This is a genomic window from Pseudoalteromonas sp. B62, assembly GCF_037162565.1.
GTDB classification, from domain to species: Bacteria; Pseudomonadota; Gammaproteobacteria; order Enterobacterales; family Alteromonadaceae; genus Pseudoalteromonas; species Pseudoalteromonas fuliginea.
Window position 1 is genome coordinate 3,297,907 of the sequence record NZ_JARLVB010000002.1, and the last position, 17,871, is coordinate 3,315,777.

Consider the following 17,871-nt stretch of genomic DNA (forward strand, 5'->3'; position numbering starts at 1 on the left):
TTCTATATATTTATTACTATAGTTTAAGTTTATTTGCTTAACAGATAATACCGGCCCACTGTAGGATGTTGAGCTAGATAGATTAAATAACACAGGGGTAACCCCTACAATACACACAAGTAGTAATGCGGCTCCTAATTTAAATAGTTTGAGGGTAATTAATAGCAGCGCACACACTAACGCAGCTGACAATAATTGTAAGCGCAGAGACACAAACACATCTGCATAAAAATGATCTAAAGGATTATACGCAAGTGCAATAAATAACAATGCGGCTAACAAAAGAATAATCCGCAAAAAAATCGTTGCGGATTATTAATACCTAAGGCTCTAAACATAAATTTTTGACCCCGCGAGTGAAAACTTTCAAAGGTTATCGCATTATAAATAACTGTTGTTTTTCGCCTGAATTATATTTCCATGAATATGAAAGTGGCTGAGTAGAGCTGTCGTAAAACCAAATTTCGGCTATTAACTCAATATCTTCACGACTCAGTGTAAGCTGTTTTTCAAGCATACTATTGGCCAATGGCCCTCTATAAACGCAGTTATTATAATCTGCCCGCTGTGCTGATATTTTCTTTTGGCATACATTTAAATACGCTCTAACATCTCCCAGTCCAAGATCAACATCAAGATTAAGTGAGTATTTAGTGGAAAGGTTAAATTGTTCATCAATTTGTAAAGCTGCTATTCCTGCAGGTTCATTTGAACTTTCCAAAGGTGGAGATACCGCTGCCTCAGGAGCTTTTGATTCTTCTGAACCCGAGCCGCCACATGCAATTAAACCTAGTGATAACATTGAAATTATAATAGCGTTATTCATTATTGATCCCCTTTTACAACATTATTAATACTGTAATCATTAAACCATTTTGTTTTTTGCGCACCCGATGACTCTGCAAATTCGGCAAAGCTGCCATAGGCATCAGTTATATCAACACCCTCAAGTGGATGAAGCCATTGCATACCAACTTCCATTGCCCAAGGTAAGCCACTTTCACTAAGGAAATACAAACCTTTACTCTGATCGCTCACATCATCAGAGCCAACATAGTTATAAAATGAGGAGTCAAACGCTTCAGTCGGCGTTTGATTTTTGATATGCACTTCCCAGCTTCTGGATTCTTTTCCTACCAAAAAGTCTCCATGATAAAAACCATCTGTTGCAAAAATAAAGGGGTCAAGAAGTGTACCTGGAGAGGCTGTGATTGCTTTTGGTAATTTTAATGGAATGGTCATGCTAAATGTGACTTTAACGTTATCATCACAGTTATTTTCTGTTCTAAAGTATTCACAACCGGACTGTTTAGAAACGTACTCCCACGTATCTTGCATAAAAATTAGAATAGCTTCATCGCGGTTTTCTTCTAAATAACGGCCATTTTGCAATTGCCCATCAATAACCAAAGAAATAGCACTCTCATCAACTTCATTTCTTAAAATTGAGAGTGGATTACCATTTACCGTTTCCTTTAGCCTCACAGCAAAGCCATTATGATAGGTCGCACCAATACCTATAAGTTGACCATCTATTTTGTAGCCAACTACACTGCTCCTTCTATTAGCTGAGTCGTTCTGTAATTAAGTACGACATCATTAAAATCGTAATCACCTGCAAACGGCCATTTGTCTTCGTAAGCAAGCGTTACCCAATCACTCTCACCTGGATACACAGCACTGGCAAATGTAGTTACTTCGTAATCTTCAACTTCGCCGCCAAGTACTCCCCCTGTTGCGGTGATAAGCGAGGCTTCGGTACCATCAGTTACTCTAAATCGAGCCCATGTTTGGCCTGACTTTGTATTACTAGGAACACTGACAAGAATACTGTTATCACCCTCATTAAGCTGAAATTTGGTGACCGTTCGTTCATCTTCACTAAATGCTCCGTTTTGATCCCAATCAAACCATGCATATAAAAAGCTAGTCGCTGATGCCCTAACTATGATTTGGCTATCTTGACCTGCAGATATAGCAGTTACAAAACTAACCCCATCATCCGATCCATCAATCGGAAAATTGGCTAAATCAGCTTCTGTATTTATATTTTCGCCATCAACAGAATCTCCTAGATAAATTAACTCACTGCCAGTGCTATTAGGATCAAACAGATGCCTAGCGCCACTTTTTTCAAGACTCGTGTTATACGGTGCTGGTGCATCACCAAAATCAATTGAGCTATCGGTGACTTTAACTTCAGCTATGGCACAACGTGCCCCATCGTTTTGGCTTGATTTAGGGCCTGATGTAAATACGTTAGCAACCGGCGTATAGTCAACAACTGGGCTAATGCTTAAATCAACCTTATGAATTTTACCGCTTTTGTTATTACTGAAATAAAATTGCCCATTAATATCAAAGTATGCAGCTCCAAAAGCCCCTGTATCATCACCAATGTCTACTTGAGTAATAAATCGAGCGGTATTAGCTGCTATGTCTATTTCATGCAAGTCACCATTAGATTCTACAGCGTATAATAAATTACTCTTTGGGTGAAAAGCGAAATCAAATATACCTAGCTTCCATGTATCTGAATCAGGTAGAAGTGTGGCTGTAATAGAGGCATCTAAATCACCATCTAGGTTGATAGAATAAAGACCAAAATTTGGAGTATAAACATAATATGAAGCGCTCTGAGTTCCTTCATCTTCAATGACTTGGATATCACCAACGTAAAAATTTGTTGCAGGAAGACCAACAACATCTAAGCGTTTCATTTCAAAATCATCATCGATTTGCACAACACTACTTGGTAATTGCTTACTAAACCCGTATAAATATTGATCTTTATAATTAAAGCCTATTGCGTTAACACTTTCATTATTAGCCTCATTTGCAAATGTCAGCTCTGTCGTTAAAACGGTAGGTTTAGCAGACACTAAATCTATTCCATACAGTTGTGCTTTTGAGTTTTGCATTAAAAAAGCCTGACTTGGACATTCATCAAATGGCTGACTTAAAACAGCACACGGAACTAGTGATAAAAGTGCTGTGGATAATTGGGTTAATTTCATAATTAGTTGCCCTTATTTATTAAGTAAATAAATCAGTGCAGACTTCATTCCAAAATTTAGTACATTGAATTCTTTATAAAAAAATAAAATAGAGCGATTTCAATGCATGTTGCAACTCTATTAATTTGCATTATGCGAATTAATACCGTGTTTATAAAATAGATATGACGGAAAAAGTTCTAAGTATGAGAGGTGTTAAAATTATTAGTATCGCAAATAAACCAGCTAGCTTATGAACTCTATAAATACCAAGATATTAACTTTTTATCTAACCATAGGTGCTTTTTAAAATTAAAATGCCCTTAGGTAATCTATCTTCCTTGTTTGTCAGCGCTTTATCTGTAAGCTTTATTAGGTGTGCGAGAATCACTGTTATTTAAATAAAATATTCCCTTATACTTTGGGAAACTAACTCATTAGGTTATTTACATGTTTGATCACGTAAAAAGAGATTGGCTCTCTAATGTTCGTGGCGATGTGCTTGCTGGTATTGTTGTGGCGCTTGCCCTAATACCTGAAGCGATTGCCTTTTCTATTATTGCCGGTGTTGATCCAAAAGTAGGTTTATACGCCTCATTTTGTATCGCCGTTATTATTGCCTTTGTAGGCGGACGTCCTGGCATGATATCGGCGGCCACCGGTGCAATGGCACTGTTAATGGTGACGCTAGTTAAAGATCATGGTTTGGAATACTTACTGGTTGCTACCTTGCTTACCGGTGTACTACAAATATTGGCAGGCTTTTTAAAGCTCGGTGAATTAATGCGCTTTGTATCGCGCTCTGTTGTTACTGGGTTTGTAAACGCACTGGCTATTTTAATATTTATGGCGCAGTTACCTGAGCTTACCAATGTTACTTGGCATGTTTATGCGATGACCGCAGCGGGCTTAGGTATTATTTACTTATTTCCGTACATTCCAACTATTGGCAAAATACTTCCCTCTCCTTTAGTGTGTATTGTTGTAATAACGCTTTTGTGTATTTATTTAGGGCTTGATATAAGAACCGTTGGCGACATGGGCGAACTGCCAGACACCCTGCCTATATTTTTATGGCCCGATGTACCGCTAACACTCGAAACGCTGCAAATTGTTTTACCGTATTCGATTGGTCTTGCGGTTGTGGGCTTACTTGAATCAATGATGACCGCCACTATTGTTGATGACTTAACCGATACCACAAGCGATCGTAATAAAGAGTGTAAAGGTCAAGGTATTGCCAATATTGGCGCAGGTTTATTTGGTGGTATGGCGGGTTGCGCTATGATTGGGCAATCAATTATTAACGTTAAATCGGGGGGCGCGGCAGGCTTTCTACCTTTATTGCAGGCACATTTTTAATCATAATGGTGGTGTTTTTAGATGAGTGGCTGCGTTTAATTCCTATGGCAGCCCTAGTTGCCGTAATGATTATGGTATCGATTGGTACATTCTCTTGGACCTCTGTTAAGGATTTAAAAAAGAACCCGCTTTCATCAAACGTAGTGATGATTTCCACCGTTATTGTGGTTGTTGCCACGCATAACCTAGCCATTGGCGTTTTAGTTGGTGTGTTGTTAGCTACGTTGTTTTTTGCCAATAAAATTGGTCGCTTTATGGTGGTTAAAACCAAGCATGATGAAAGCAACGATAAAATAACCTATGAAGTCGTTGGCCAAGTATTTTTTGCCTCAGCTGAGCAATTTATTGCATCGTTCGATTTTAAAAATGCGGTTTCTAACGTCGTAGTTGATTTAACCCATGCACATTTTTGGGATATAACCGGTGTATCGTCACTCGACAAGGTGGTTATTAAATTTAGACGTGAAGGCGCAACGGTTAATATTATTGGTATGAATAGCGCAACCGAAACTGTAATTGATAAATTTGGTGTGCATAACAACCCTGAAGAAGTCGAAAAACTACTTGGCGGACATTAAGGAGAATGCAATGACTAAAATAATTACCTATGTAGATGGCTCAGCCATTACAAAAAATGTAACCGATGCTGCTATTTGGGCTTCACAAAAGTTAAATAAACCAATTAGCTTTGTGCATACAATTGAAAAAACGCAGCAAACAAATGTTGGTGACTACTCTGGTAGTATTGGGCTTGGTGCACAGTCAACACTTCTTGATGAAATGACTAAGCTTGACGAACAACGCTGCAAAGTAAGTTTAAAAATGGCTGACGAATTATTAAACTCAGTAAGTGAGCATGCTAAATCGGCAGGTATTACTAATTTTGAGTTAATTAAACGCCACGGTGATTTGCTCGATACCGTTATAAACTTAAAAGACGACACACGCCTTATTGTTATTGGCCAAAATGGTGCTGGACATAGTAATAGTTTTGCGGTGCTGGGCTCACATATAGAAACCTTAGTACGCAATGCAACACAACCTATTTTGCTTATTCCAGAAACATTTAAACAACCTAAATCATTTATGATTGCGTATGACGGCCGCGAAACAGCCGACAAAGCGCTACAACAAGTGATTGATGGCGGCTTTTTACATGGTTTGCATTGCCATTTAGTGAGTATTAAAAATAACGAAAAAGACCTTGAAGAAAAATTTGTTAATGCACAGCACAAGCTTATCAGTATGGACTTTGAAGTGTCGGCAAGCTTTTTAGAGGGCAATATTTTTGACTCGTTAATGCAATATAAAGAGCAAAATAATGTAGAGTTAATTGTAATGGGTGCGTTTGGGCACTCTAAATTAAGGCAGTTTTTTGTGGGCAGTAACACCATTAAAATGCTCGAGAACAGCGATGTGCCTGTGGTTATTTTAAAATAATATTTTAATATTCCATTCTAAAAAGCCTAAAATCACTTAACTGATTTTAGGCGTTTTTGTTTTTAGCTTGGTTTGACTTTTAGTTTTAAAGTAAGCTTTATTTTTTAGCTTCAAACTTTTCAAATAAAAACTGAATAAACGACGTAACCTTTTGAGCCACAAACTTTCTATGCGGGTAAATAGCAAATAAACCAAACTCAAAGGTTTTATAGTCCCGCATAACCTGTACAAGCTTACCCGATGCAATATCGTCTCTCACCACTATTTCAGGGATTAAGCCAATACCGCCACCCGCTACAACCACCTCTTTTACAGCTTGTGGATTATTAACCGAAACACGCGAGTTTACGCTTGCCGTTAATGCCTCACCAGTAGGTGAAACAAGTGGCCAATGGCGACCTATTTTAAAGTTGCTATCAATCACTGTGGCGTGTTGTTCAAGCTCATCAACACTCGCTGGTGCGCCAAAGCGCTGAATATATTCGGCTGATGCACATAAAATTAAAGGGTAACTGGTAATTTGCCTCGCGATTAAATTAGAGTCAGACACACTGCCAATTCTTATTGCTAAATCAACCCCCTCTTCTAACAAGTCAATTGTTTTGTCTGAAAGCACTAAATCAATACTTAAATCGGGGTATCGGCTCAGTAACTCAGGCATTAACGGCGCAAGGTTTGATTCACCAAACGACACCGGCGCACTCACTCTAAGTTTGCCGCTGGCAAGCGCTGTTTGACCCGATAAGTTATCGAGCATTTCACTGTAGCTTTCAATTACAGGCACTACGCTTGTGTAATAACTTTGCCCCGCTTCGGTAATCGAAATTCTGCGCGTGGAGCGGTTAAATAATCTAACCCCTAAGTCTTGCTCTACAATGCCCACGTACTTACTGACCAGTGCCTTTGAAAGCCCTAGCCTGTCGCCTGCGGCTGTAAAAGAGCCTGTTTCAACAACCGCTATGATTGTTTTAATGCCAATAATAGTATCCATGATTGTCAATATAGCATTGACATTTATTCCTTACTAGCTCGGTTTTTCAAAACTGTTAATAGTGAAAGAATAGCGTTATTAAAAATCACTATTCAAATTAAAAAACAGGACAACCCATGAGCAACCTAGCGCTATACCGTTTTACTTTATCTGGTCATTCACATCGTGCAGAGCTGTTTACATCGCTTTTAAAGCTTGATGTAAATATGGTTGATGTTGCACTGCAAAACGACGCACAAAAACACGCTGACTTTCTAAAAATAAATATTTTTGGACAAGTACCGGTACTTAAACATAACGATGACATTATTAACGATTCAAACGCTATTTTACTGTACTTGGCACAAAAGTTTGATGCTAAAAGAACCTGGTACCCAGAAGATATTACGGTGCAAGCGCACATTCAGCGCTGGTTGAGCGTTGCTGCAGGGCTTGTGGCTTCTGGCCCGTGTGCAGCGCGGTTAGTTTCGGTATTTGGTGCAGGGCTTGATCATCAAAACGCGATAAACATTGCCCACACATTATTTAAAACAATGGATGCGTACTTACAAAATCGCGAGTACTTAGTAGGCACTCAGCCTACTATTGCCGACATTGCCAATTTTTCGTACATAGCGCACGCACCAGAGGGTGGCGTATCACTTGAACAATACCCAAATATTTTAAGATGGTTAAACAATGTACGTAAACTTGATGGTTTTATAGCAATGCCTGAAACAAAAGCGGGTTTACTCGCTTAGTTTTAAGTTTTTAATACTATTTTTTAAGAGGCTATTAAGCCTAATGCCGATCAGTTAAGAAAATGATCGGTTGACCGATCCAAACGATCATGCAAAATCCGTAATAGGAAACTAACTACGGATTTTTTTGTGAATATAGAACAAGCACTGCAAGCAACACTTGAAGAAAGCAGCCGATACCATACCTTTGAAAAATTATCAGAAATTCTTGACCCTGAAATCATTGAACAAGGCTTTCAACAAGCAGGGATTGCAACCGTTCGTAAGCGAAGATTACCGCTTGAGGCCGTTTTGTGGTCAGTTATTGGCATGGCATTGTTTCGAAAAGAATCGGTTTGGAATATCGCTAATAAGCTAGATATCATGTTACCTGGCAAGAACCAACTCGTTGCTCCAAGTGCGATGGTACAGGCGAGACAAAGGTTAGGTGATGATTCCGTTAAACACGTTTCCAATAAATCTGCTCAATCAATGTATAAGCAACAGTCATTCGAAACATGGAATGGTTTGAACCTATTAGCTGTTGACGGTGTTGTTTGGCGAACAGCCGACACGCCTGATAATCGTAAAGCCTTCTCTTCAGGTAGCAACCAATACGGTGATACAGCCTTTCCTCAAATACGCATGGTCTGTCATATGGAATTGACCAGCCATCAACTGCTCTGTAGCGAGTTTGATAACTATAAAACCAACGAGATGAAATTAGCTGAGCGTTTAATTGAACGTACACCAGATAATTCACTGACTATATTTGATAAAGGATATTATTCTTTAGGCCTGTTAAACCGTTGGCACCAAACTGGGAAGATGAGGCACTGGCTGATACCAGCAAGGCCCGACTTACAGTATGAAATCATTTCCAGCGCGGGTAAAAATGACCATGTCATTGAATTGAAAACAAAGCATGCACAAAAAAACTTTCCCAATGTTCCTGAAACGATTAAAGCGAGATTAATCAGTAAAACAATAAAGGGTAAAAGCTACCGTATACTAACCTCGATGACGGATAGATTGCGTTATCCAGGTAATGAAATAGTTGAATTATATTGTCATCGTTGGGAGATAGAACTTGGGTTTAGAGAAATCAAACAAACCATGCTTGATAGCGCATATCATTTGAGAAGTAAACGTCCAGACATGGTGCGTCAGGAGCTATGGGGCGTGTTACTCGCCTATAATTTAATACGAAGAATAATGACGATGGCGGCGACAGTTACAGGGATATGGCCTAACCAGCTTAGTTTCTCTAGCAGTTCGATGGCTGTCATTCAGTATTTCTCGTCAGTATCTATAATGAGTCCAGGGAATATTCCAATACACTGGCGGCACTTACTCAATACACTGGTCTTATTTAAGCTTCCAGCTAGACGAGAGGATAGAAGATATCCCCGATGGGTTAAGCCAAAACCGTCTAAGTATCCCCATAAAAGAAAAACGCCAGTCAGTTTAACTGACTGGCATTAAGCTAAATGCCGCTTTTGTATGTGAGCTACTTAACAATCCAAGGCGTTACTTTAATAACCTGCGATATATCGCCAAGTGCTGCGGTATCATCTTCCCAGTTATCTTCAACTGCAAAATAACACACAGACTTTTCGCACGTTATGCTCTTATTATCAAATTGCATTGGGCTTTTAAATGTAACTGCTACGCCCTTTTGCTCTGGTAATAAAAACCACATTAATTTACTTACAAAAAAGCCCGACAGATCAGTTAACAGCTCATCAAGTTCTTCGTTAATGGCATATAACGACTGCTTTGAAAGCGCTAAACCTTCAAGTTCATTTGCTTCTATTTGTAACTTTAATTGGCAATCATGTTCAGGGTTTTGTGGCTGAACAACAATCACCGCTTTATCGCTATCAAGTTGCTTATCGAACGGTAATAGTAGCTGTGCTTTATCGGTAAAGTTGAGCGGATACTCGTTTTTTTCGGTTAAAATAGTACCGCTTTTTATTGCGCACGCTTCGTTAGTTGCTATATCACTTATATAAAAGTTAACTCGCGCATATTGAAAATCGCCTTTGTTAACTACCTTTAAGCGATCGTAAAAACCGTCGTACGACATCACAAATTCTCTCGCATTGGCGTTAAATACCGTCGTACTAAGCAACAACAACGAGATAACACTCACGCAATTTAGAATACGTTTATTCATCAAAGTAAGCTCTATTTTGGTTGATCATGGTGTTCAATTCTTCAATGTACGCTTCACCACGTTCAGAATATGACATTAAACCCTGCGTTAGTTTTGTCGCCTTGATCTGCTTTTGTTCAAGGCGTAAATTTTCGCGAATCGCGCGTAAATCTTTATAAGCAGGATGTGTGTTGATATTTTTAAAGTAAGAATTTATAGCCGCTCTTACCGACTTAAACGCAGCCACTTCATGCACAGCACCTGTATTACGGCGTCTTGGCACCATGCCACAACCTTTTGAATAACACCACTGACCAAAAAAGTTAAGGCCAATACGTGCAAAACGCGATGTGCCCCACGCAGATTCATTTGCAGCTTGCATAAGCGCTAATTCTTTAGGAATTATATCAACACGGCGTAGTGCTTGCGTAAGTATTAGCGTATCAATGGTGGTTGGTAAACCGTACGACTTTAAAATTTTAACAATATCTTTGCTTTGTTTAGATTGCAGTGGCTCGTTACCCTCAAGCATCATGCGTGCTATTTCAAGCTTAGCGCGTTGCTGTAATATTTTTTTGTTTTCGGCTTCAACGTGCGGACGAATAAAGCTAAAAAATGCATGTTTTTTTCTTTAACATCACTAAATTCTGAAAACTTTGGCAGTTTTACATTATGTAATGGTTTTTCTTTTTTCTTCACTTTTTTTGGTTGTTCTGACGTTTGTTCATCTAGTTCAACATCATCATTTTGTATAAACGGATATGCAAGCGCCCATACAAAAAACACGGTTAGTAAAAGCTTAAAAATCGTTTTTAACATGTATTCTCTCTTTGAAACAACAACTATGCATGGTTAATACACAAGCATACGAAGGCGCATTATACCTAAGCCACTTTATAAACGCGAATAACTGGGGTTTGATGACCTTTTACGGTTGAATTTTCAGCAGTGTATTTGGGTTTTAGATAAAACAGAGCCTATGTAGTGCATTTGTTCATTCGCAATTTATAAGTCCATGGGTATACTGAGCAAAGTTTAATAATATTAACTATGTGTGAGTAAGCAGTATGGATAAACAATGGCAAAGCCGAATAATAGAGCAATATAAACATCGCCCTAACGATAACCGCTCGCCGTGGCAGGTCGATCGTTCGCGTATTATTCATGCCGCTGCATTTAGGCGTTTGCAAGCTAAAACCCAAATTATGGGCATTGGCCTAAACGACTTTTACCGCACTCGCCTTACCCACTCTTTAGAAGTATCGCAAATTGGTACCGGCATATTGCGCCATTTAAAAGCGCAACATAGCGACTTTACGCACTTTCCATCAACTGGACTGCTCGAAACATTGTGTTTGGCGCACGATATTGGCCATCCACCCTTCGGCCATGGTGGCGAAATAGCGCTAAATTACATGATGCGCGATCACGGTGGTTTTGAAGGTAACGCACAAACACTGCGCATAGTTGCAAAACTTGAGCCCTATAGTAATGGGCACGGTATGAACCTAACTCGTCGTACTTTATTAGGTTTTATAAAATACCCCGCGTTTATTAATACGCTTTGGCATACCATTCCCGATGCCACAACCGGTCGTGCATTTATAAAAGCGGATGATTGGCGACCTGCCAAAGGGTTATACAACGACGATGCAGCCATATTCAATTGGATAGTAGAACCATTGAGTCATAACGATAAAACATTGTTAGGTAACCATGCCGCTATTGATAAGTACCGCGCTAAAACAATATATAAATCGCTCGATAGCGCCATAATGGAACACGCCGACGATATAGCATACGCGGTACATGACTTAGAGGATGCCATTGCAACCCACGTACTCACATTAGACGATTGGCAAACCCATGCTCTGCCCCATTTAAAAGCACTAAACTTTGAATGGTTAAACACCATGCTTGAGTCGCTCACGAAGCGTTTGTTTTCAAAAAATGATTATGAGCGAAAAGATGCCATAGGCGAGCTGGTCAATACCTTTATAATTCATATACATTTGGATATTCAAAACGATGACTTTGAATGCCCTATTTTAAAGTACACCGCTAAATTAGATGCCCAATACGACAGTGTATTGCAAATACTTAAACATTTTGTGTTTCAACGTTTAATACGCGACCCCGAAATGCAGCAAATAGAGTTCAAAGGTCAAAACTTACTAATAGAGTTATTTACCGCCTTTGCTAGCGATCCGCTGCGCTTATTGCCCGAAACAACACAAGCACAATACATAGAAGCGCAAAAACAAAACCAAGGGATGCGTATAATTTGCGATTACTTAAGCGGAATGACCGACGAATACGCTTATAAAACCTATCAAAGATTGTTTTCACCTATGCAGTAGCTAACTGCTAACTGCTAACATTGAAAAGGCCGAGTAAGTTTAATTTACTCGGCCTTTTTTGCTCAGCTATTAAAGTTAGCTATTTTGTTAAAGCGCTTTTATAACGACTCTACGCCCATGTTATATAGCGTAAAACCAAATATATCAGCGTACTGCTCAATTGTTTTACTCGTTGGTGTACCTGCACCATGCCCCGCATTTGTTTCTATGCGAATAAGCGTTGGATTATTACCTGTTTGCTTTACTTGAAGCTCAGCGGCAAACTTAAACGAATGCGAAGGGACAACGCGGTCATCATGATCGCCGGTTGTGATCATAGTCGCTGGGTACTCAACACCTGCTTTTACATTATGAAGTGGTGAATAACCTTTAATGTATTCAAACATTTCCTTGCTTTGCTCACTGGTACCGTAGTCGTATGCCCAACCAGCGCCTGCTGTAAATGTATGGTAGCGCAGCATATCAAGTACACCTACAGCAGGTAGAGCCACCTGAAATAAGTCAGGGCGCTGCGTCATCACTGCGCCAACTAACAAACCACCATTAGATCCACCGCGAAGTGCTAAACGCTTTTTAGATGTGTACTTTTTATCTTTTAAGTACTCAGCTGCGGCAATAAAGTCGTCAAACACATTTTGCTTTTGCAATTTAGTGCCTGCATTGTGCCAGTCTTTACCGTACTCACCACCACCGCGAATATTAGCAACGGCGTACACTCCACCTTGCTCAAGCCATACTGCATTAACGGGGCTAAAGCTTGGCGTTAAACTAATATTAAAACCACCGTAACCGTATAAAATTGTAGGGTTTGAACCATCAAGCTTAATGCCTGTTTTATAGGTAATTACCATCGGTATTTTAGTACCGTCTTTTGATGTGTAAAACACCTGCTCAGACGTGTAATCATCACTATTAAAATCAATAGCCGACTTACGATAAACACCCGATTCACCCGTAGTTACATCAAACGTATAAGTAGTACCTGGTGTTTTGTAGTTAGTGAACGAATAATAAAGCGTTGTTTGATCTTTTTTACCGCCAAAACCACGTGCTGTACCCACGCCAGGCAATGTAATTTCGCGAATTAGCTCGCCTTTTTTGTTGTACTGTTTTACCTGCGAAATCGCGTCAACCATGTAGTTGGCAAAAAAGGTATCGCCGCCTTTTGTAAGATTTAGTACGTTTTTGGTTTCAGGAATTAAATCAACCCAATTTTCTGGGCTTGGGTTACTTGCATCAACCGTCACTACTTTTTTGTTTGGTGCATTAAGGTTAGTAACTAAAAACAGCTTGCTGCCTTCGTTATCAATAACTGATGTATCTGAATCAGTATTTCCTACAACCGTTACAAACTCACTGTTTTGCTTTGTTAAGTCTTTTACAAACAGCTTATTGCCTGAGGTTGACGTACTAGCTGAAATAAGTAAGTAGCGGCCGTCATGAGTTACATCAGCGCCTACATAGCGATGTTTTTGCTCATCAGTTTCACCAAATACAACACTATCAGCAGATTGAGCAGTACCTAGCTTATGGTAATACGCTTTATGCTGATCTGTTTTAGCCGAAAGCTCACTGCCTTTAGGTTTCTCGTAACTTGAATAATAAAAACCTTCGTTGCCAAGCCACTCTATGCCACTAAATTTAACGTCAACAAGCGCTTCTTCAACTTGTTCTTTAGTATGTGCATCAATAACTATAATTTTACGCCAGTCGCTACCACCTTCAGATATTTGATATGCGAGCAACGAGCCATCTTTGGAAAACGATAAACCCGACATAGACGTCGTACCATCTTCACTAAACTTGTTTGGATCTAAAAATACTTCTACGTCGCCGCCATCTTTAATGCGGTACAAAACATATTGATTTTGCAGACCATCGTTTTTATAAAAATAGGTGTAATCGCCTTCAGTAAAAGGAGGGCCTATTTTTTCGTAGTTCATTAGTTTTTCAAGGCGCTGCTTTAACTTATCGCGATAAGGTATTTGTTCTAAATAAGAAAACGTTAAATTGTTTTGCGCTTTAACCCAATCAGCAGTTTCGCCGCTCATATCATCTTCAAGCCAACGATATGGATCCGTCACCGATTCTTCAAAGTAAGTGTCTACCACTTCACCTTTTTTAGTCTCTGGGTACACAATTGTATTTACTTGTTTCATTGATACTTTTACTTCTTCTTGAGTTACTGTATTAGTTGGCTCTGAACAACCGCTAAGTGCCATAAGTACAGCACATGTTAAAGTTTGCTTAAACATGGTGAGTTCGGTTCTTATTTATTATTAATAGCATAAGAAGTTATTAACTTTTAATCCTTTTGTCTATTAAGATGCGTTCAATGCTATTTGTCGTTGTAAACAAATGTAAAGGTGCGCTTTAATAGCCCACAATCTTCATAAAATAAAAAACAATAAAAGAGCACGCAATGCAAAGTACAAACCCCACATTTAAAAGTTTTAAAGCCTTCTACCCTTATTATTTAAAAGAGCACCGCAACGTTATTTGCCGCCGCTTACATTTTATAGGAAGTACACTGGTTCTTGCTGTAAGCGCAATAGCATTAATAAAACAACAATACAGTTTATTATGGCTATTACCTGTTATTGGATATGGGTTTGCGTGGGTCGGGCATTTCTTTTTTGAAAAAAACCGCCCTGCTACTTTTAAACACCCTTTTTACAGTTTGTGGGGAGATTGGGTAATGTTTAAAGATATGCTTGTAGGAAAAATTAAATTTTAACACTATTTTTAGCACTCTTTTTTATACCAATTACTTATAAAAACAAAATTACTTCATGCTTTAGAGTATAGGTTCTAATAAGTAGTACATAATTTATAAACCACCCATTAAATGTTAATTTAGTTAACATTTAATGGGTGGTTTTGTATTTTACATTTTTTAAAAATATTTATAGCTCAACAGCTGTTTATTGCCAGCCCAATAAAAACGGCTTCCTACTCTCAATTAATTAAAGCCATCAACCTCATCTTACCAGTTAACTAAACGTTAAATTTAACTTTTAAATATAATTCATTATTCATCAATTACTTAGCAATCACCTTAGCTATATAACTAAAACAATGGTCATTATAAAAAACAACCAAATGTAATTATAAAAATCCCTAGATTAATTGAATGTTATTCAATTGACTGACTTTGTTAATTAAGTATATGTTCAAAGTAACAAAGAGGTTTACCCACTTTTTTGTATAAAAAAATAGAATAATTCAATGGGTTTCGAATGAGGGAAATAGAACATGAATAAAAAGCCATTATTTCAATTACAGACATCGGTACCACAAATATTACTCGCCATGAGCGCATCAGCTGCACTACTTGGTTCGCTCTCAGTAAATGCTGCAGAGCAAGACACTAAAGCAGAAGAAAACATCGAACAAATAAGCGTAATTGGCTCTCGCCGATTAGGTCGTACAGTAGAAGATAGTTCAGTGCCTATTGATATAATTGGTGCAGATGCACTTAAAAATTCAGGCTTTACTGAAACGAATGCCCTGCTTAGCAGTTTATTACCTAGCTTTAACTTTCCGCAAGCATCACTTACTGATGGTAGTGACCATGTTCGCCCTGCTCAACTTCGTGGTTTAGCACCTGATCACACTTTAGTGCTTGTTAATGGTAAACGTCGCCATAGCAACGCATTACTTAACTTAAATGGCTCAACGGGTCGTGGTTCATCATCGGTTGATTTAAATGCAATTCCAGCAAATGCTATCGACCGCATTGAAGTGTTACGTGATGGTGCAGCAGCGCAATATGGCTCTGATGCTATAGCCGGTGTTATTAATATTGTGCTTAAAAGTGCCAGCAGCGGTGGCTCAGTGGCAGCTATATATGGCGCTAACGTTACTGAAATGGATGGTGTACCACAGCTTGAATCTGTATCTGAAGGCAGTGATGGTGATTTAGCCTTTACCGAGGGTAGCGATCGCTCTTTAACAGACGGCCAAACATTAACCCTGCAAGGTAATATGGGTTTTGAACTTGGCGATAATGGCTTTTTAAACATTTCAACAGAATATCGCGACCGCCATTCAACTAACCGCTCAGACTACGACCAACGCGAAAACTACGCACGATTAGATGATGGCTCCCTCGACCCACGTGAACTTAACGTAAATCGATATAACCATAACTTTGGTAATGGCGATGTAGAAGACTTTTCAGTGTTTTATAACGCGGGGTATCAATTAACAAACGAAGTAGATTTATATTCGTTTGGCTCTTACAGCAAACGCGAAGGCGAAGGCGGCGGTTTTTATCGCCGTGCAAGCGATAGCCGTAATATAGAAGAAGTTTATCCTGATGGCTTTTTACCGGTTATTACCTCAGATATAGATGACTTTTCACTGGCACTTGGCGCTAAAGGTTTTGTAAGTGAATGGAATTACGATGTATCGGCCGTATATGGTCAAGATGCATTTGAATTTGGTGTTACCAACAGCTTAAATACTTCATACGGCCCAACTAGCCAAACAAGTTTTGATGCCGGAACACTTACTTACGATCAACTTACCTTAAACGTTGATTTTAGCCGTGAAGTAGACGTCAGCTTTTTAGAAAGCTCTGTAAACGTAGCTGTAGGTGCTGAGTATCGCCGCGAAGGTTACCAAATAGATGCAGGCGAAGAAGCCTCATACGCACAAGGCACATTTGGCCCAGGCGGCGCAGTAACCGACCCTGTTGATGGCCCATTTGGCGCAGCGGGCGCACAAGTATTTCCTGGATTTACACCCGAATCTGAGGGCGACAATAGCCGCCATAACGTGAGCTTGTATATAGACCTTGAAACCTACCTAACCGACGATTGGAATTTAGCGGTTGCCGCCCGTTATGAAGATTACTCAGACTTTGGCGATACACTTAACGGTAAAGTTGCGACTCGTTATTCATTAACTGAAGACTTAGCACTGCGTGCTTCTGTATCTACTGGTTTTAGAGCTCCCTCTTTGCAGCAACAATACTTTACCTCAGTGGCCACTGTATTTGTTGATGGCGAACCAACCGAAACCGGTACCTTTGCACCAAGCAGCGATGTAGCAAAAGCACTGGGCTCGCCGGGTCTAGATGCTGAAGAAGCCACAAACTACGGCGTTGGTTTTACATGGTCTACCGACTTTAATTTCAGCTTATCGGTTGATTACTACCAAATATTAATTGATGACCGCATTGTGCTATCAAACAACTTATCGGGCGCTGCTATTGAGCAACTTCTTGAAGGCACAGGCGCTAACCAAGGTCGTTTTTTCTTAAACGCAATTGACAGTAAAACGCGCGGTGTTGATGTTGTAGCTTCTTATAATGTACCAACCGATGGTTACGGCGATTTAGCCTTTAACCTAGGTTATAACTACGGCAAAAATGAAGTAACAAATATTATTGACCCACCAGCAGCTCTGCAAGGTGCTGGGTTCGATCAAGACAACTTATTCTCTGGTAACGAACTACGTCGTTTTGAAGTAAGTACACCGCGTAATAAATACAATTTAAGTGCAACATGGACTAACGATGATATTCGTACCACGCTTAGAACAACACGTTACGGAGAAACTCAAGACCCTTCAGATAACCCAGAACGTAACGAAGTGTTAAAGCCTAAATGGATAACCGACTTAGATGTAGCCTATTCGCTTACTAGCAACGTATCACTGAGCGTAGGTGCTAATAATATTTTTGATGTTTACCCAGACGCAACCCGTGAAAATGTTGACGATTTAACAACCTTCTCGCGTTTATTTGCTTACTCTAGCTTCTCAGCGTATGGATTTAACGGACGCTACGTGTACGGTAAAATAGAAATGAAGTTTTAATAAGCACAGCTTAAAGTAA

10 protein-coding genes and 3 pseudogenes are annotated in these 17,871 nt (G+C 39.4%); 7 read left to right on the forward strand and 6 right to left on the reverse strand.

Annotated elements, in window-relative coordinates; translation table 11 throughout:
• Positions 1–373: 373 nt before the first annotated feature.
• Positions 374–826 (reverse strand): hypothetical protein, encoded by a 453-nt coding sequence (locus tag P4S71_RS19410; RefSeq protein ID WP_337151327.1) that lies wholly within the window; start codon positions 824–826, stop codon positions 374–376.
• A pseudogene (locus P4S71_RS19415) lies at positions 826–3,017 on the reverse strand (LruC domain-containing protein). Before P4S71_RS19415 ends, P4S71_RS19410 begins: the two are co-directional and overlap by 1 nt.
• A 429-nt stretch (positions 3,018–3,446) precedes the next feature.
• Between P4S71_RS19415 and P4S71_RS19420 the strand changes: the two are divergent.
• Both P4S71_RS19420 and P4S71_RS19425 read left to right on the forward strand, forming a co-directional pair.
• Positions 3,447–4,936: pseudogene (locus P4S71_RS19420) on the forward strand (SulP family inorganic anion transporter).
• Between the two features lie 10 nt (positions 4,937–4,946).
• Positions 4,947–5,798 carry a universal stress protein gene (locus tag P4S71_RS19425; protein WP_337151328.1) on the forward strand — a complete coding sequence of 284 codons (852 nt, stop codon included), beginning with the start codon at positions 4,947–4,949 and terminating at the stop codon, positions 5,796–5,798.
• A gap of 97 nt (positions 5,799–5,895) precedes the next feature.
• On the opposite strand, the gene P4S71_RS19430 is transcribed toward P4S71_RS19425, so the two are convergent.
• Complete coding sequence (locus P4S71_RS19430; protein ID WP_337151329.1) at positions 5,896–6,789, reverse strand: LysR family transcriptional regulator; 894 nt, start codon at positions 6,787–6,789, stop codon at positions 5,896–5,898.
• A 116-nt stretch (positions 6,790–6,905) separates the two neighbouring features.
• On the opposite strand from P4S71_RS19430, the gene P4S71_RS19435 reads away from it, so the two are divergent.
• Both P4S71_RS19435 and P4S71_RS19440 read left to right on the forward strand, forming a co-directional pair.
• Positions 6,906–7,529, forward strand: coding sequence for a glutathione S-transferase (locus P4S71_RS19435; protein ID WP_337151330.1), 624 nt, complete (start codon positions 6,906–6,908; stop codon positions 7,527–7,529).
• A gap of 129 nt (positions 7,530–7,658) precedes the next feature.
• Positions 7,659–8,993, forward strand: coding sequence for an IS4 family transposase (locus tag P4S71_RS19440; protein WP_442961697.1), 1,335 nt, complete (start codon positions 7,659–7,661; stop codon positions 8,991–8,993).
• Positions 8,994–9,018: 25 nt separating this feature from the next.
• Here the strand turns inward: P4S71_RS19440 and P4S71_RS19445 are convergent, their stop codons facing one another.
• Positions 9,019–9,687 carry a DUF2987 domain-containing protein gene (locus P4S71_RS19445; protein WP_337151331.1) on the reverse strand — a complete coding sequence of 223 codons (669 nt, stop codon included), beginning with the start codon at positions 9,685–9,687 and terminating at the stop codon, positions 9,019–9,021.
• Positions 9,680–10,485: pseudogene (locus tag P4S71_RS19450) on the reverse strand (glucosaminidase domain-containing protein). Before P4S71_RS19450 ends, P4S71_RS19445 begins: the two are co-directional and overlap by 8 nt.
• A 248-nt stretch (positions 10,486–10,733) precedes the next feature.
• Between P4S71_RS19450 and P4S71_RS19455 the strand changes: the two are divergent.
• Positions 10,734–12,026 carry an anti-phage deoxyguanosine triphosphatase gene (locus P4S71_RS19455; protein WP_337151332.1) on the forward strand — a complete coding sequence of 431 codons (1,293 nt, stop codon included), beginning with the start codon at positions 10,734–10,736 and terminating at the stop codon, positions 12,024–12,026.
• 98 nt (positions 12,027–12,124) lie between these two features.
• Here P4S71_RS19455 and P4S71_RS19460 read toward each other — a convergent pair whose 3' ends face one another.
• On the reverse strand, positions 12,125–14,281 hold the full coding sequence (locus tag P4S71_RS19460; protein WP_337151333.1) for a prolyl oligopeptidase family serine peptidase: 2,157 nt from the start codon (positions 14,279–14,281) through the stop codon (positions 12,125–12,127).
• Positions 14,282–14,448: 167 nt separating this feature from the next.
• Here P4S71_RS19460 and P4S71_RS19465 point away from each other — a divergent pair, with 167 nt between their 5' ends.
• On the forward strand, positions 14,449–14,763 hold the full coding sequence (locus P4S71_RS19465) for a DUF962 domain-containing protein (RefSeq protein WP_007375463.1): 315 nt from the start codon (positions 14,449–14,451) through the stop codon (positions 14,761–14,763).
• Positions 14,764–15,281: 518 nt separating this feature from the next.
• A complete protein-coding gene (locus tag P4S71_RS19470) occupies positions 15,282–17,852 on the forward strand; it encodes a TonB-dependent receptor plug domain-containing protein (RefSeq protein WP_337151334.1) in 2,571 nt (856 codons plus the stop codon).
• Positions 17,853–17,871: the final 19 nt, after the last annotated feature.

What these genes read in the sequence shown, in the direction of transcription:
- P4S71_RS19465 (WP_007375463.1), top strand. Translation starts at nt 14,449, where the DNA reads ATGCAAAGTACAAACCCCACATTTAAAAGTTTTAAAGCCTTCTACCCT.
- P4S71_RS19430 (WP_337151329.1), bottom strand. Translation starts at nt 6,789, where the DNA reads ATGGATACTATTATTGGCATTAAAACAATCATAGCGGTTGTTGAAACA.
- P4S71_RS19455 (WP_337151332.1), top strand. Translation starts at nt 10,734, where the DNA reads ATGGATAAACAATGGCAAAGCCGAATAATAGAGCAATATAAACATCGC.
- P4S71_RS19425 (WP_337151328.1), top strand. Translation starts at nt 4,947, where the DNA reads ATGACTAAAATAATTACCTATGTAGATGGCTCAGCCATTACAAAAAAT.
- P4S71_RS19435 (WP_337151330.1), top strand. Translation starts at nt 6,906, where the DNA reads ATGAGCAACCTAGCGCTATACCGTTTTACTTTATCTGGTCATTCACAT.
- P4S71_RS19410 (WP_337151327.1), bottom strand. Translation starts at nt 826, where the DNA reads ATGAATAACGCTATTATAATTTCAATGTTATCACTAGGTTTAATTGCA.
- P4S71_RS19470 (WP_337151334.1), top strand. Translation starts at nt 15,282, where the DNA reads ATGAATAAAAAGCCATTATTTCAATTACAGACATCGGTACCACAAATA.
- P4S71_RS19460 (WP_337151333.1), bottom strand. Translation starts at nt 14,281, where the DNA reads ATGTTTAAGCAAACTTTAACATGTGCTGTACTTATGGCACTTAGCGGT.
- P4S71_RS19445 (WP_337151331.1), bottom strand. Translation starts at nt 9,687, where the DNA reads ATGAATAAACGTATTCTAAATTGCGTGAGTGTTATCTCGTTGTTGTTG.